Genomic DNA, 16,184 nt, shown 5'->3' on the forward strand with positions numbered 1-16,184 from the left:
TTTCTATCTATGCGGACTCTTCATTGATAGAATTTTTGTTAGCATCCGAAGATGATAACTGGATGTTTCTATCTCTGCGAGTGTCCACACAGATTTGCTTGATACTTATTTTTAAAGAACATTGTGCTTTATCAGCACCCCCGCTCTAGCATTCTCTTCAGCGGGTCAGGGCTGCGTATTCTACGCATTTTCCTGTGGTCGTCAACAACTTTTTTAAACTTATTTTCAAAAGAGTTTTCGACCGTTTAAAAAGTGACTTAATCGCTTTCACTTTTTACCTTGAAGCTCAAGGCTGTCCTAACTCGTTTTGCTTTGAAACTCTCGATAACCTCGCTTGTTTCGCCGCTGTGCCGTGTCAGTGGTGGCGCATTATAGGGAGCTTAGAATTTTGCGCAACCCCTTTTTGAAAGAAAAATACGATTTTTTCATTGGATGGCTAGATACCCAGCAATACGTATAAAAAAAGGGCGCTTTTCGTGAAAAAGCCCCCTTTTATGTCGGATAGTTACTGTTTATGGTCCGAAGAATCGAGTTTCTTGTTCGACTTCTACGTCTTTATTCTTGTTTTCTTCTATCACTTTTATGTTGAACTTAGTGATAGGCAGTTTTAAGTCGTATGGATCTACTGCAATGCTAATAGGCAAGGTATAGACTTTTCCTGCATCTACCTTAATGGTTTTAGGCCCTATCCATTGATAGTCAGTTAACCCATTGGCACTGAAATGATATTGCTGTGCTTGTTCCGTTTTATTGAGGATCTTTAAGGTATAGGTATTTTCAACCAAGCCAGCGTCGGTTTCACGATACAACTGATTACGATCTCTTAGAATATCTAAACGAACAGGATCAACATGGAACAAGGCAAGCATAAACACACCGCACATTACTACCATAGTGATCCCGTACCCCACCAACTTAGGTCGCACTACGTGTTCATGTTTACCTTCAAGTTTATTTTCGGTGGTGTAACTGATCAGCCCTTTATCATAGCCCATGCGTTCCATAGTTTGATCACAGGCATCAATACACGAACCACAGTTAATGCATTCATATTGAAGACCGTTACGAATATCAATTCCTGTCGGACAAACCTGTACACATAAGTCACAGTCAATACAATCACCTAAGCCCAACTCTTTGGGGTCGGCTTTACGGGAACGAGGACCACGTGATTCACCACGTTGAGTATCATAACCCACGATAAAGGTGTTTTTATCAAACATCGCCGATTGGAATCTGGCATATGGACACATGTGAATACACATGATTTCACGCATCCATCCTGCATTGCCATAGGTCGCAAACATAAAGAACAGCACCCAGAAGTAAATCAGTCCTGATGCTTGCAGGGTGAAAACCTCGGTATAGATTTCAGTCGTTGGCACAAAGTACGACATAAATGTCATAGAAGTTAACAATGAAAAACTGAGCCAAGCGCTGTGTTTTGCGGTTTTTCGCCAGAGTTTATTGAAACTCCATGGCATTTTATCTAGCTTGATACGTTTGTTACGCGAGCCTTCTAGTTTTTCTTCAAACCAAATAAAGATAAAGGTCCATACGGTTTGCGGACAGGTGTAACCACACCAGACTCGCCCTAAATAGGTAGTGACAAAAAATAGACCAAACGCGGCTATCATCAATAAGGCGGCGAGTAAGGTTAAGTCTTGTGGCCAGATGGTTAGGCCAAAAATATGAAACTTTTGTTCCGCGAGGTTAAAGTAGACAGCTTGCCTATCACCGTATGGGATCCAAGGTAACAGCATAAAGCCCAGCATGGCAATCCAGCCCATGCGTCGCCTTAAAGTCGTCCACATCCCTTCTACTGCACGAACATAGATCTGGTTGCTTGGGTTAAATTTATCAACTTTATCTGCATCTGGTTGATGAATTTTGATTTGCTTGTCTTTTCGATAATCCTTTCGGGGGCGCTCTGCACTCATACCTATACCTACGTTAATACTTCTGTATTTCATTCTCGCTTAACATTGAGAGTATCTTCTCCCTTTATGTCATCGAGTTAGCTGCGTTCATACATTAAATGGTTTATGCGGTGATATTGTGACCTATGAAATGAATCAAGCAAAATAATATGATCTGAAATTTTGTTTTATTTGATCTAAGTCAATTATATTAGAAACTACTAATATTGATTTTATTGCTTGATTAACAAATCTATTAAGGCTTAATAGTCCAGATAGTTCACTGGAGTGTCTTTCTCTGAAGACTACAACTGTTTGACAATCTTTTTATTTGACCACATCACGCTTGCAGCGAATTATAAAGTCAGAATACAAGGTATAATAGATACAGAAACTGATTTTTTGTCTATAACAGTTTTATCTTTTAGGGTGTTCAATGTCTAAATACGAACAATTGATGGCAAGTATTCGCAATCAAATAAATGATGGTGTTTGGGAAGTGGGTGAAAAGCTGCCCTCTCTTCGCAAGCAGTCTTCTCTTTCTGGTTTAAGTTTAATGACAGTACTTAATGCCTATCAAGCACTGGAAAGCCAAGGTTTAGTTGTCTCTCATCCTCGATCAGGCTATCTTGTTGCACCCAAGATCATCCCCCCTGAATACAAGAAGACAAAAGCCAACTATCATGCGGCCGAACATATCGATAGCAATGATCTTATTTTCGATGTATTACAGACCAGCAGACAACCCGGCCTTATCAATTTTGGTTCAGCTTACCCAGATCCCTCGCTTTATCCTAGAACCCAAATCAATCGCTCCCTCGCGACTGCAGCGAAAACGATGCCGACGTCAGCCATGCTGGACAATTTTCCACCTGGAAATGAGGAACTGAGGCACATCATTTCAAAACGTTATGCCACTCAAGGCATGAGTGTATCACCCGATGAAATTGTGATCACATCTGGGGCGCTTGAAGGGCTAAATTTGTGCTTACAATCCGTCACTAAACCTGGTGATTGGGTGATTGTTGAATCACCTACCTTTTATGGCTCGATTCAGTCTTTGCAAAAATTAGGGCTAAAAGCACTGGCAATCCGCACTCATCCACAAACTGGAATCGATTTAGAAGCATTAGAGGTCGCGCTTAAAACTCATGATGTCAAAGCGTGCTGGTTAATGACAAACCATCAAAACCCTCTTGGATTTACACTACCACTTGAAAACAAAAAAAAACTAGCAACAATTTTAAATCGTTATCAAACCTATTTAATCGAAGATGATGTTTATAACGAATTGTTCTCAAGTAATCAAAAACCTCTACCAGCTAAAGCCTTGGAACATAGTGCCATGACAATGCACTGCTCATCATTTTCAAAATCATTAGTTGCAGGATTTCGGATTGGCTGGGTAGCAGCAGGATCGCAAGCAAAATCAATTCAAAAACTCCAGTTAATGACCTCCATGGCTGCCAGTGCTCCAATGCAGCTTGCTATGACTCGTTTTCTGACCACAAAAAGCTATGAAACGCATTTACGTCAACTGCGTAGAACTTTGGCGCAGAGAAAATATTCAATGTGGAAGGTCTTAAATCAGTACATGCCAAGCGATGTGAATATCACATTTTCAGAAGGAGGGTATTTTTTGTGGGTTGAATTGCCAGAACATATCAATGCTTATGACTTATACCTTAATGCACTAAAACATAATATACATATCGCCCCAGGAACTATGTTCTCGTTAACGGATCAATTTGAGCACTGCTTTCGTTTAAATGCCTCTTTTGAATGCACTGATGAGTATGTTGAGGGAATTAAGATACTTGCTGAGTTGATCAAACAACTATGTAAAAACTAAGTTGCTCACTCTCCATTATCGAAGAATGAGCAACACCGTTATCGAATATTTTGTGCAATCGACTTATTCATTTCTTGTAGCATGGTTTGCATACTGTTTATTAAACTCACCGTCACGTTATAGGTCTGCATGATCTTTTGTAGTTGTAGTTGCGACTGTGATACAAAATCCGAAGCTCGGTTAGAGACATTTTCCAAAGCATCTTTAACGGCTTCTAATTGGCCTTTGTTCAATTTAGGACTTGAGATTGCATGACCATCAGAATCTTTAAAGTCAGTAAAGAAATTGCCTTTCCAAACATTTCCATGGTCGTTCCAACTTATTTCAGAACCATTAACGGTGACATCAGCTGGTGAACCAGCATAAAACCATTTTCCATCTTTTTCAGTAAGAGTACGGTGCCCAATGCTACCATTACTCCACTGAATATTGACGTTCATGGTGCCATTTGGAAACTTATCGGTAAAATGACCATAAAGATAGGTATCAATGGATTTACCATCAACTTTAACCCCGTTTTCACGCATGTAGTTGACGACGTCATCAGGCAAGGCATCAGCCCCTTTATCACCCTGCTTAGATACATCGGCGATTTTCTCATTGACCATGTTGGCCATATCCTGAGCATCACGAGAAACCTTGGCTTTTTCTTGCATTTGAAGATACTTAGCATTAGCTAACTCAGATAATAGATTCATAAACAGGTAAAGCACAGCAATGCCTCCAGACAGTACTGAATCACCTTGCTGAGCCAATTGATCATCTACTGACCATTTATCCATGCCGTCCACGTCTTTAAGCTGCTCTGTATGCTGTGAAATATGATCGTTAATGATGCTATTCATCGCCTCGGATACTCTTTCACTTTTGCGCATAACCATCTGATCTTGAACGCCTTGCAAGGCACCATAGTGTTGCCTCGGATCCATTTGGTGGTGAACTGGCTGCATTACCTCTATACCCATCTGAAACTCCTTTTCAAACTCTATCGAATATTTTGTGCAATGGATTTGTTCATCTCTTGCAGCATGGTTTGCATACTATTAATTAAGCTAACCGTAACGTTATAAGTCTGCATGATTTTTTGAAGTTGCAATTGTGCCTGAGAGACAAAATCTGACGCACGGTTAGAAACGTTTTCAAGCGCATCTTTGACGGCTTCTAACTGCCCCTTATTGAGTTTGACGTGTGGAATGGGTGGCTGCCCAGGCTCTGAAGGAATCGTTCCTGAGAAATTTAAATACCCAACAACTTCATCTCCTCCTGTATCCATAACTTTAAAATTATGAAACGTAATGGTATTACCAGAAATAGTATATGGCGTTAACTCTGGATTGACCTTGCCACTGTAATCTTGATGTGGATAAGGCGATGTTCCTTTATCAAAATAAACATCACCATTGGGCTTAATACTGATGTGTATATCAGGTGCTTTATATGGCTGGCCATTGGGTAATTTCATACCTGGAGATTGCTGAATACTAGATGCAGGAATGCTAACTTTGTAGCTAAAATCAGGATCGGTATGAGTTAAGTATTCATCAATGGATTTGCCATCGACCTTAATACCATTGTCCCTCATATAAAGGATCACATCATCTGGTAACTCTGCCGATCCTTTATCCCCCTGCTTCGACACATCAGCGATTTTTTCATTTACTTCATTAGCCTTATCCTGAGCATCACGAGATACTTTGGCTTTTCCTTGCATTTGAAGGTACTTAGTATTTGCTAACTCAGACAATAGATTCATAAACAGGTAAAGCACTGCAATACCACCAGAAAGTACGGAATCTCCTTGTCCAGCTAATGCTTGATCAACATCCCACTTATCCATACCATCAACATCTTTAAGCTCCTCAGTATGTTGTGAGATATGATCGTTAATAAGGTTATCCATTGCTTGTGATACTTTCTGACTCTTACGACGAACCACCATATCTTGTACCCCTTGCAAGGCACCGTAGTGTTGCTTAGGATCAAATGCGTGATAACCGGGTAACTGAGGCGGCATGCTTTCTATTCCCATAAAGAACTCCTTTTAACGCTATCGAATATTCTGAGCAATAGATTTGTTCATCTCTTCTAGCAAAGTTTGCATACTATTAATCAAGCTAACGGTGACGTTATAGGTCTGCATGACTTTTTGAAGTTGCAACTGAGACTGCGAAACAAAATCAGAGGCTCGATTAGAAACATTTTCGAGTGCATCTTTTACAGCTTCTAATTGACCTTTATCTAACTTTTTCGTTTCATCGTTACCTAAATAAGCATCAATAGATTTACCATCAACTTGTATATCATTGTCTTTCATATATTTAATAACATCACTAGGTAAGGCGTCAGTTCCTTTATCACCCTGTTTGGCTACATCGGCAATTTGCTCATTCACTTCGTTCGCCTTGTCTTGTGCATCCCTAGACACTTTGGCTTTCTCTTGCATTTGCAGATACTTGCCATTTGCTAGTTCAGATAACAAGTTCATAAAGGTATACAGCACACCAATGCCACCCGATAATACCGAATCACCACTTTGCCCCAACTGATAGTCGGTATCCCACTTATCCATCCCATCAACGCCTTGCAGCTGTGCCATGTGCTCACTGACGTGCTGCTTTGCCTGTTGATCAAACTGCTCCATCACAGATTGCTTACCATTTTGGTTTAGCTTTTTTTGTAAAGCGTAAACATCCTCGCGGTGACCGCTGGAATCCATTATTGCGGGGTGACTTGCCCATGAGCCTACTGAACCACTATCAATGCCCGTCATGCAGACGCTCTCCTTGTCATAAAGTAATATTTATAACTTACAATTGTTTATATAAAGGGTAGCTGGAATTTTGTGGGTTACAATTTTGCGAATTCAAACAATGAATAATCGTTAGCAGATAAACCGAGAAGTGATAAGTGATATTTGCAGAGAAAGCTCCAGAGCTAAGAGTTGGTAATAGAAAGAAAGGCCAAATTGGAATCCAACTTGGCCATATAAAAAATCAAAAACGAGCGACTAACCAGTCTTTATTTTTCGAAAAATATAAAGTACGAACTTTGCCTTTACCTTCAATATTCACCATATTGACTTGAGTTGGCCACAAATCACGGAGCGTACCATTATATAATTTGATGCCTTTCAAGTTCGCCGGATGAGTCACTTCCTGATAAACCCAAAAGAACTTACCATCAACTTCATAGCCAACATTTTTCAGCGCTAATGGCTTATCTTGCAGAGTGCGAGCAAAAAACTGCTTCGCAACATAGTCAGCAAACTGCTGCTGAGTTTTCTTGGCACTTAAAATATCGGCATTTCTATCAAACAAATCCTGAACGGCATGTTCAGTATCATGCAGATAGAAACGGTGCATGACTTCAATTAAATGAGTGCGTTTATTAAATAGCACTGTGGTTTCTGCCGCTTTTTGTTGATGGGCAGGCACAGGGCTTGCCAGCATCATCAAAAAGACCAGAAACAATAGTGGCAAACTGCGAGCCATTATTTTTCCTCTTTTGATTCAGACTTGTTATCGTCTTCTTTTTTATCTGTTTTTAACTCTGTTTTAATGTCTTGCATAATGTCTCGGCGAACCTTGTCAGAAGATTTTTTCTTCTTATAGGCTTCAACACGTGATGGAATAATGCGACGTGGATAATGGTTATTTTCCATATCGACATCAGCCGTTTCCCAATGTGGATCTACTGTCACACTGACCAGTTGTTTATTTTTGTCAGTAACAATCAGCTTACGAACCTTTTTTGGACTGCGACGCCAAATTTCCGCAGGCACATATTGCTCTTCCACGCTGCCATCGGCATAAGTCAGTTCCAACAAAATAGGCATAACTAAACCACCGATGTTAGAAAACTCCAACACATAGTAGTTTTTATCTTCTTTCACCGCGCGTGCTAAAACTTTACGCTCCCACGGCTCTAGACCTTTTAAGAACTTCTGGTACTTGTTACGCTCTTTATTGGTGACGGTAAAGCGATCATTTTCATCATAAAAATCACTCACATCAGGATTTTTGTCGATCCACAAGGTTTTCCCTTCAGCCTTGTTACGTTCAACAAAGTAAGATGTTGGCTTATCCTGTTCAATTTGACGAAGACGCCCATAATCAATGTCTGGATCATGGGTATCTAATCGCATTTGATACACCTTATCTAAAGAGATATCTACATGATCGGTAGTGTAGAACCAACCACGCCAGAACCAATCTAAATCAACACCAGAAGCTTCTTCCATAGTTCGGAAGAAATCCGATGGAGTTGGACGCTTAAAGCGCCAACGCTCAGAATACTCTTTAAAAGCAAAATCAAATAGTTCACGACCTAATATCACTTCACGCAAGATATTCAACGCCGCGGCTGGCTTGGTATACGCATTCGGCCCCAAGCGCAATACGCTGTCTGATTGCGTCATAATCGGCACTTGGTTTTCTGACTTCATGTAACCAACGATATCACGTGGTTCAACGCCCCAAGGAATATTAGGATCCCATTCTCGGCCAGCAACACCGTCAAGGAAGCTATTTAGTCCTTCATCCATCCATGTCCACTGACGCTCATCCGAGTTCACAATCATAGGGAAGTAGATATGACCAACTTCGTGGATAACCACCCCAATCAAATAACGTTTTTCAGCTTGTGAGTATGTACGAGAGCCATCATCTTGTAATTCAGTACGAGGACCATTGAACGTGATCATTGGATATTCCATACCACCGACAGGCCCATTCACTGATTTTGCGGTAGGGTATGGGTAATCAAATGAAAAGCGAGAGTAGACTTCCATGGTATGAACTACCGACTCAGTCGAGTATTTCTTCCATAAGTCACCACCTTCTTTTGGATAGAAAGACATGGCCATAACAAACGGCATTTCATCGCCACCTTGTTGATAGCCTTTGGCATCCCACATAAATTTACGAGATGACCCCCAAGCGAAATCACGCACGTTTTCAGCGCTAAACTTCCACGTTTTGCGTTTGTTAGTACCCGCTTTTTCGTTTTCTAATGCTTCTTCTTCGGTTACCACGAATACAGGGCGCTTGGCGGTTTTAGCTTGCTCTAAACGTTGGCGTTGAGTCTTGGTTAATACCGCTTTAGGATTAGTTAACACACCTGTAGCACTCACGATATGATCCGCAGGCACATCAATTTCAACTTCATAGTCGCCAAACTCAAGGGTAAATTCACCGCGACCTAAGAATTCTTTGTTAGTCCATGCTTCATAATCGGTAAACGCGTGTAATCGCGGAAACCATTGCGCCAATAAGAAGATGTCATTCCCGCCTTCACGGGCATCATCTGGGAAATGTTCATAACCTGAACGCCCAGATACTGATGCCACTTCATTGATATTGAACGCAAAATCAATTTGAAACTCGACATCAGCCCCTGATTTTAGTGGCTTAGGTAAGTCGATACGCATTTGCGTACCCACAATCGTAAACTTAAGTGGCTTACCATCATCATCTTTTACTGCTTGAATATCGTAACCCAGCTTCACATCTTCCATGTATTGCTGGCGGCGCAATTCACCAAAACTGATTTTTGCAGGAGTGTTGGCATCTCCAGCTTTGGTATATGGTCCTCGACGGCCAATACCACCGAAGTCATTAGCCGCATTAGCGATGGAGTCTTTCTTAAAAATGTTTTGATCTAACTGCACCCATAAATACTTTAGCTTGTAGGGTGAATTATTATGGTAAGTGATCACTTCACTGGCAGAAATGCGGCGGTTCTTTTCATCAAGAGAAACCTTGATGTCATAATCAACTCTCTGCTGCCAATACTGCTCACCGGGCTCACCGGCAGCGCTTCGATAAACATTTGGAGTAGGTAGGACTTCATCTAATTGACGAAATTTATCTTCAAAATCGCCTTTGGTTTGTTTAATGGCAGTTGCGAAAGAATCGGCCGCAACGGGTAAAGCCAACAAAGCCAGTAGCGCTAACTTTCCTGTCATTCTCATAATTGTAGGCGTAGCTCGTTAAGGTTATTTTAATAAAAATGGGATTGAGTAAGCTCGATGAAGTGGAAAAAGCAAGCATGTTCGATATTTCCCAACACCAAAATGTTACAATGTAACAATAGTTATTAATACTATTACAGTTACATATTTATGTAAATTTTGATTGTGAACTTTATCACGCTTTCACTTTTTATCATACAAAATAGTACAATTCATTAATGGTAATACCCACCTTATAACAAACACAATGATCGTGTGACTAATAACAAAAGCACATTACGCTGCTTGTATTTGCGGTGGTGTAAACTTATAGCCTACTCCCCATACAGTTTTTACAATATCTTCATTAAAATAATGAGATAGCTTGGCGCGTAATCGATTGATATGACTATTCACGGTGTGCTCATAACCTGAATAGCTATAGCCCCAAACGGCTTCCAGCAACTGCATACGACTAAAGACTTTTTGAGGATGTTGAGCTAAATAGCAAAGTAAATCAAACTCGGTGGCGGTTAAGTTGATAGTTTGGTCGTTAGTAATCACTTCACGAGTATCTGTGTTGATATACATATCTGCAAATTGAAGATAGTTATCATTAGTAGGTGTTCTTTTAGTAAACCGTCTCAGCAGTACCTTTACTCGTGCTCTAAGCTCTAACACACTAAAGGGCTTAACCAAATAATCATCAGCACCTGACTCTAACCCAAGCACAATATCGGCTTCACTGCCTTTATTGGTTAGAAACATGATAGGGATTTCTTTCTGCTGCTCTAACAATTGCATACACAGCAACAATCCTTCACCATCAGGTAACTGACGCTCCATCAACACCAAATCAAAGTCTTGGGTATTCACATGATGTTTGGCTTCAGATAAATTTGAACAAGGAATAACATCCAAATTCAAACTTTGTAAATTCAATTGGATCTGGCTGGATAATTCATGATCAGCTTCCACTAACAAAATGCGTTTGGTGGTGATCTCATTAATGTGTGCAGATATTGATTTCACATCGAGTTCCTCGGCGGTGTCTTTCTATCACGATCTCAAATGGAGGTTTACCACTGTAGGCTCCAAGTGAGTCACTGTGATTATATTGACCCGAGTACTCAACAAAAGATTTCAAAATAAGCGGCAGCACTATGACCAAGCCAAAGTGCTGCATAGGTAGAAGAAGGGTTACTTCACTCGCTCAATCACCACTGACATACCAGGATTATCAAAGCGATGCGATGCAGATAATGCAGAACCGGTCAGCCCATCATCGGCAGAAATGACTCCCGGATGAATATGAACTTTATTAATATCATCACGTTCTGAATTATAGCCTTGACCGCCACCAGCAGGGCCAGGAACCGTACCTTTAGATTCAGTATTCGCTTCAGTGCCTGCATCATAAATATTGCCTCTAAAACTCAAGGTTTGACCTTTAGCAAGCCCAGAAACATCTATTGTTGACAGTCCAACAAAGGCATCATTGGTATTAACAGGCATAGTCAGTACTGAAACAGGCAGTAATTTGTCGACATCTAAACTAATTGTGACTTCAACTTTATTTCCAGGAAAGAGTTCACCAGAGCCAGAAGCGACTTTCTCAACGCCTTTTTCTGAGCTAAAACCGCTATTATTACCACTTTCTGCTAATCGCTCTAGCGCATTAGAAGCCGGCTCACCGACTCGATATTGCGGATACTCAGCACTGTGGGCTACCACGGTTATAGGAGAAAAAGGCTGATTAGCCGTTAAGTTCGTCACCGTAACTTTATATTCCTGTTTTACAGCAGGTGCATCTTTGGGTGGTTCAACCTGACTGTTATTGTCATTCGAACTTGGGCAACCTGTGAGTATGAGAGTACTGGCAACAATCGCCATTCCTCCTATGGTTTTAGAAAATTGCATTTTCATGATTAGGCTCCCTTTATTTCACTGTAACAACAACACGGGCAACAGGGTTTAACCAACGGTGTACGCGGCTGTCTAGGTCACTGACGCCACCAGATTTATCAAGATCACCTAATACTCCTGGGTGAATATGAACTTTATCATTGCTAGAACTATCGGTAAGACCAGAACCACCTGTTCCTGCATCTTTGCCTGGAGCAACCGGAATGCCCAATACGCCAGCCATACCCGAACCTTCAAGAACTAGCTCATTATTGGCTTCTGTCCCTGCATCATAACCATTAAGATTTAGCGTATAAGTCCCTTTCTCTGTTGGTATTTTCCAATTGCTTAAACCAATAAAGGCATCGTTGGTGGGTAAGATCATTGCAACCACAGAAAGGTATTTTCTGTCACCCGTATCAAAAGAGAATTTATCGGTTTTTCCCGATGGTGCTAACAAGCCATTAGCTGGATTTTTTACGGTTACGCCATTTGCACCTTCGACTAGCGTGACTAGATCATCAATTTGACCACCTTCAGCCATTTTTTGTAATTCTGGTGATGCTTTTTCACCCGCTTTAAATAAAGAGGTATCAGCACCATGGGCAGCCACTAAAATAGGCGTAAAGTGATTACCATGAGTTAGGTTAGTTATTGAGATTTCAAGTTGAGCAGCCGTCGCAGGTAAAGAGACCGCAGCGGTTAACATCATCGATTTTACTAGGGTTTTAAGGTTCATTTTTCTATCTCCAGATCAAGGTTTGGATATCTGGAAATGAGTGTGGCGGTTAAACTTCACTTTGCCGTGTCTAAATATTCACAAAATTATCACGATTGTCTCTTTTTTTAGAGATAAAGACAGAAAAGCGAGTCAAAATAACTCGCTTTATAAAAAAACTGTAGCTCAAACTGCACTGTATACCACCGATGTCATCGCGGCTAAACCGCATATAACAGTGAAAATTTGTGCTGGCAGTGATGTTTTATATTTTGCCATTGCAGGGACTTTATTCATGGCAAACACGGGCATTAAAAACAAAATAGCGGCGATCATTGGTGCCCCCATGGTTTCAATCATGCCTAAGATACTCGGATTTATGATTGCCACAATCCAAGTTGTCACAACGATAAAGCCCAAAGAGGCTTTTTCAACCACTGTCACAGGTAAATTAGAGCGAGATTTAACTAACCCCACTAAACCTTCCTGAGCACCGAGAAAATGCCCAAAATAGCTGGAAGTGATCGCGGCAAAGGCAACTAAAGGGCCAAGTAAAGAAATCATTGGTGATTGATGCACATTAGCCAGATACGATAGCACACTGATGTTTTGCGCTTTTGCCTCAGCTAACTGCTGTGGTGATAACGATAACACCACTGAGAATACAAAAAACATCACAAAGCCCATCAACATTAGTGCGGCACCACCGGTGATGTTATCCGTTTTTTGGATCGCAACTTCACCATATTGTAAACGTTGTGATTTTGAGAACTGACTGATCACAGGGCTATGATTAAAGGAAAATACAATGACAGGGATCGCAAGCCAAATCACCACTGGCATGGCACTCCAATCTGGACTAACCGACATCATTGAAGTGTTCCACTCAAGGATCAAATAGACTGACAGCGCCAGCAGGATGAATACTAAGGGGTAAACTAGCGCTGACGTGGCTTTTAGCATCAAGTCTTTGCCAAACACCACACCTGCTGTCATGCCTAATACCAAAATGCCTGATAGCAACCACCTTGGCATTGATACCATCTCTAATTGGTTCACCATAAACGAATCGACGGTATTGGTGATCCCTACGCCGTAAATCAACACGATTGGGTAAATGGCAAAAAAGTAAGCAAAGGTGATCACATTGGCGCCCGTTTTACCAAAGTGTTCTTCTACAGTGTCGGTAATGTCAGCTTGTGAATTTTTCGCCGACAAGACAAAGCGTGCCAAGCTCTTATGTGCAAACCACGTCATTGGTGCTGCAATCAACGCCAATATGACTAACGGCCAAAATCCACCAGCTCCTGCCTTGATGGGTAAAAACAAGACCCCTGCGCCGACCGCAGTGCCAAATAAAGACAACATCCAAGTAACGTCTTGATATGTCCATTTCGTCTTGCCCACCAATGTATTTGCTGTGTTTAAGTTTAACGCCATGAGTCTCACCTAAGTCTCAATTTTTCAATGAAATTTAATCGCTAGGGCTGAAAAAGACCATAATACGAGTAACAAACTGAGACTTAGTACACATACGATAACAACTGGTGCCCTCCATCTGCACCAAACAGAGTACTTGCTTATTCAGATGTGGGTTGATTAAGCCGCTGACTGATTTCCATTAGCCGAGATAATACTTGCAAGGTAATGGGCAGCATCACTGCGGTTTGAACAAACTCAAGAGAGTAAGTCACAATAGAGAACACTTGACCAACACTAGGGTCTATTAAGCCACTAACCATCCACAGATTCACTAATACTGCAGAAAATAGAACGATAAAAATCAGTCCATAAACCAAGGCTTCAGTATCGGATAATTTGATCTCACAGCGCTTTAAGGCTTCAAAATGAGTGCGAATAGCGGCAAATGGCTGACCGCTGAGAACATGTACTTGTTGCTCAGCCTGATCATTTAACGCCCCATTTAAGCGGGTAAATTGTTTATGGAACAATCCATATATCACCAAGATAATAAGTCCTGAACCCAGCACACAAAGTGCTAAATTAATATGAAATGTCGCCAAAATGATCATGGTTGCCACCAACTGCACGATGGCAGAAATCAATGAAGGCAAGTCTTCTTCTAAAAAGTCCACCAACTCTCGTGACATGGTCAGGCGCGCATCCTTGACCGATACTACAGAGCTTCTCAAATTGCGCTCTACCAGTTTTGATAATCTAACCCTTATCTCTCCATAGACTCGGGTATCATAAAGTCGTCGCAACACACTAACCATTATCAGCCCCAGCAATATTAATGCGAACATCAACAAAGGCTGCATGTTTTGCTTAAGTAATCCATCAATGGCATAACCGATAAATAACGGCAGCAAAATCATAAACACATTTTCAATCAGTACCATTAGCCATGTGCACATCACTTTCATAGGGTTAAAGTGCATGAGTGAACGGAGGGTAATGGCTTGTTTATACAACACTTAAAACTCCTTATTAATTATGAAGAGGAAAATAAGGTTCACGTTTCATAAAACAAGAATCAGATTGCCGCTAATCTCGAAAGCCAGTATAACTGGCATTAACAACAGATGAATTATTGTCCAGCTTTATTTTAGATAGAATTCTGTTTGGTATATTACGCAACACTAATATCTGATGCACCCCCTTACAAAAGCAAATTAGGTTAGCTATGGCCTCTAACACCATATCATCACAAGTAAAAAAGGGCTCATGTACATGGGACGGCTCTTTAAGTGATATAGCACCAAGTTTACGTCCAGAGGATGCAAAACAACAAGCAACATTAAACGTCCTCTTTAAAGGCTCAAAACACAATAGCGCTGATCTGGTATACAGCATTCATTTTGAGGGGCATCGCTGGAGAGCAGATATTCAACATCGTCGTTCTATGCTTAATTTTTGTACTAGCAGTAAAGTTAAAAAGGAAATTGAGGCCACTTTATTTCAACAATGGAAACCCATTCGTCATATGGATGCTGAAGAAGGCTTTAGCTATTGTCGTTTCTTTAAAGGTGAAACGATCAGCTCAGAACCTAGGATACCACCACAAACTTCTACAACTAGTGACCCTAGTGTCCTGCAAGATTTAGATGATGCTCTGGACGAATTCTTAATCGTTTCAAGGCCATTACTACCACAAGACAACACTACAGACTCTCAAGCAACAACTCGTGAAGCTATTGCTAAAGCCTCTAATCTTGTGCCATTCAGTGATTACTATCCTGCAATAGAAAAATGGGTAACTGAGTTTAACTTGCGACATTGTAAAGTTAGCCACAGAGTTGAAATTGAACAAAAATATTTACTGAATGCGATGCAGCAAATTCGCAAACACGGTCTTCCCTATGCTGATGCTCAGATAGTGTTAGTCCCTGTTACGCTTACAGATAGAGGGCGCTTTAAAGGCCTTCATGCTGTTCTCGCTGTCATAACAGAAGAAAGAATTTTTATTGTGGATCCCAAACATCATGAATATCCATCTCCTTTACACTCCTTAAGCACTGGTTTTCAACCATGCTATAACAGAGGCGACTGCACTCGTTATACCATGTATACCTTAAAATCTTTACTCCCGAAACTGGAGCAGCACTGCATTAATCAAACACAAGCTTCGGAGGTAGGAATACTTCTTACTGAACGACAACTGCGCAATTACTTAGTCACAATTCCCCCTTTAAATAGAAAACAAATTAATCAGTTGTTAGCAGAAGATAGCGGTGTAATAAAACGCGAACGTCGTTAGAATAAAAAACCGCCAATGGACGTAGGCGGCAAAGCAAACTAAAACAAGAAATAGGGAGGCTCTCTTGTCACAGCAAAAATATAAAAAATAAGGCCAGCAAGGAAACCTTGCTAGCCTAT

13 protein-coding genes are annotated in these 16,184 nt (G+C 40.9%); 2 read left to right on the top strand and 11 right to left on the bottom strand.

Going from position 1 to position 16,184, the window contains the following annotated elements; genetic code table 11:
* Positions 1–512: 512 nt before the first annotated feature.
* Positions 513–1,940, bottom strand: a complete 1,428-nt coding sequence (gene ccoG, locus D5018_RS12755; RefSeq protein ID WP_121839387.1) for a cytochrome c oxidase accessory protein CcoG — start codon at positions 1,938–1,940, stop codon at positions 513–515.
* A gap of 415 nt (positions 1,941–2,355) precedes the next feature.
* On the opposite strand from ccoG, the gene D5018_RS12760 reads away from it, so the two are divergent.
* The gene (locus D5018_RS12760) at positions 2,356–3,771 is read left to right on the top strand and encodes an aminotransferase-like domain-containing protein (RefSeq protein WP_121839388.1); all 1,416 of its coding nucleotides are present in this window, start codon (positions 2,356–2,358) and stop codon (positions 3,769–3,771) included.
* Between the two features lie 38 nt (positions 3,772–3,809).
* On the opposite strand, the gene D5018_RS22125 is transcribed toward D5018_RS12760, so the two are convergent.
* From D5018_RS22125 to D5018_RS12815, 10 genes are all read right to left on the bottom strand, one after another.
* Positions 3,810–4,736 (bottom strand): secretion protein EspA, encoded by a 927-nt coding sequence (locus D5018_RS22125; RefSeq protein WP_243637429.1) that lies wholly within the window; start codon positions 4,734–4,736, stop codon positions 3,810–3,812.
* 20 nt (positions 4,737–4,756) lie between these two features.
* Complete coding sequence (locus tag D5018_RS22130) at positions 4,757–5,800, bottom strand: secretion protein EspA (protein WP_243637430.1); 1,044 nt, start codon at positions 5,798–5,800, stop codon at positions 4,757–4,759.
* An 18-nt stretch (positions 5,801–5,818) separates the two neighbouring features.
* The gene (sseB, locus tag D5018_RS12780) at positions 5,819–6,367 is read right to left on the bottom strand and encodes a type III secretion system translocon protein SseB (RefSeq protein ID WP_121839415.1); all 549 of its coding nucleotides are present in this window, start codon (positions 6,365–6,367) and stop codon (positions 5,819–5,821) included.
* Positions 6,368–6,764: 397 nt separating this feature from the next.
* On the bottom strand, positions 6,765–7,250 hold the full coding sequence (locus D5018_RS12785; RefSeq protein WP_416351543.1) for a DUF6702 family protein: 486 nt from the start codon (positions 7,248–7,250) through the stop codon (positions 6,765–6,767).
* An 11-nt stretch (positions 7,251–7,261) separates the two neighbouring features.
* The gene (locus D5018_RS12790; protein ID WP_121839390.1) at positions 7,262–9,736 is read right to left on the bottom strand and encodes a M1 family metallopeptidase; all 2,475 of its coding nucleotides are present in this window, start codon (positions 9,734–9,736) and stop codon (positions 7,262–7,264) included.
* 282 nt (positions 9,737–10,018) lie between these two features.
* Positions 10,019–10,753 carry a response regulator transcription factor gene (locus D5018_RS12795; RefSeq protein ID WP_243637432.1) on the bottom strand — a complete coding sequence of 245 codons (735 nt, stop codon included), beginning with the start codon at positions 10,751–10,753 and terminating at the stop codon, positions 10,019–10,021.
* Between the two features lie 168 nt (positions 10,754–10,921).
* Positions 10,922–11,647, bottom strand: a complete 726-nt coding sequence (locus D5018_RS12800; RefSeq protein ID WP_121839391.1) for a spondin domain-containing protein — start codon at positions 11,645–11,647, stop codon at positions 10,922–10,924.
* Between the two features lie 13 nt (positions 11,648–11,660).
* Positions 11,661–12,365 (bottom strand): spondin domain-containing protein, encoded by a 705-nt coding sequence (locus D5018_RS12805; RefSeq protein WP_121839392.1) that lies wholly within the window; start codon positions 12,363–12,365, stop codon positions 11,661–11,663.
* A 165-nt stretch (positions 12,366–12,530) separates the two neighbouring features.
* Positions 12,531–13,784: an aromatic amino acid transport family protein gene (locus D5018_RS12810; protein WP_121839393.1), complete on the bottom strand. Its 1,254-nt coding sequence runs from the start codon at positions 13,782–13,784 to the stop codon at positions 12,531–12,533.
* 140 nt (positions 13,785–13,924) lie between these two features.
* Positions 13,925–14,782, bottom strand: coding sequence for an ABC transporter six-transmembrane domain-containing protein (locus D5018_RS12815; protein ID WP_243637433.1), 858 nt, complete (start codon positions 14,780–14,782; stop codon positions 13,925–13,927).
* Between the two features lie 209 nt (positions 14,783–14,991).
* On the opposite strand from D5018_RS12815, the gene D5018_RS12820 reads away from it, so the two are divergent.
* Positions 14,992–16,065, top strand: coding sequence for a hypothetical protein (locus D5018_RS12820; RefSeq protein WP_121839394.1), 1,074 nt, complete (start codon positions 14,992–14,994; stop codon positions 16,063–16,065).
* Positions 16,066–16,184 lie beyond the last annotated feature (119 nt).

Source organism: Parashewanella curva (assembly GCF_003675895.1).
Taxonomy (GTDB): Bacteria; Pseudomonadota; Gammaproteobacteria; order Enterobacterales; family Shewanellaceae; genus Parashewanella; species Parashewanella curva.

Excerpts from the sequence above, each read along its gene's own strand:
- ccoG (WP_121839387.1), bottom strand. The coding sequence starts at position 1,940 with ATGAGTGCAGAGCGCCCCCGAAAGGATTATCGAAAAGACAAGCAAATC.
- D5018_RS12810 (WP_121839393.1), bottom strand. The coding sequence starts at position 13,784 with ATGGCGTTAAACTTAAACACAGCAAATACATTGGTGGGCAAGACGAAA.
- D5018_RS22125 (WP_243637429.1), bottom strand. The coding sequence starts at position 4,736 with ATGGGTATAGAGGTAATGCAGCCAGTTCACCACCAAATGGATCCGAGG.
- D5018_RS12820 (WP_121839394.1), top strand. The coding sequence starts at position 14,992 with ATGGCCTCTAACACCATATCATCACAAGTAAAAAAGGGCTCATGTACA.
- D5018_RS12805 (WP_121839392.1), bottom strand. The coding sequence starts at position 12,365 with ATGAACCTTAAAACCCTAGTAAAATCGATGATGTTAACCGCTGCGGTC.
- D5018_RS22130 (WP_243637430.1), bottom strand. The coding sequence starts at position 5,800 with ATGGGAATAGAAAGCATGCCGCCTCAGTTACCCGGTTATCACGCATTT.
- D5018_RS12760 (WP_121839388.1), top strand. The coding sequence starts at position 2,356 with ATGTCTAAATACGAACAATTGATGGCAAGTATTCGCAATCAAATAAAT.
- sseB (WP_121839415.1), bottom strand. The coding sequence starts at position 6,367 with ATGGCACAGCTGCAAGGCGTTGATGGGATGGATAAGTGGGATACCGAC.
- D5018_RS12800 (WP_121839391.1), bottom strand. The coding sequence starts at position 11,647 with ATGAAAATGCAATTTTCTAAAACCATAGGAGGAATGGCGATTGTTGCC.
- D5018_RS12790 (WP_121839390.1), bottom strand. The coding sequence starts at position 9,736 with ATGACAGGAAAGTTAGCGCTACTGGCTTTGTTGGCTTTACCCGTTGCG.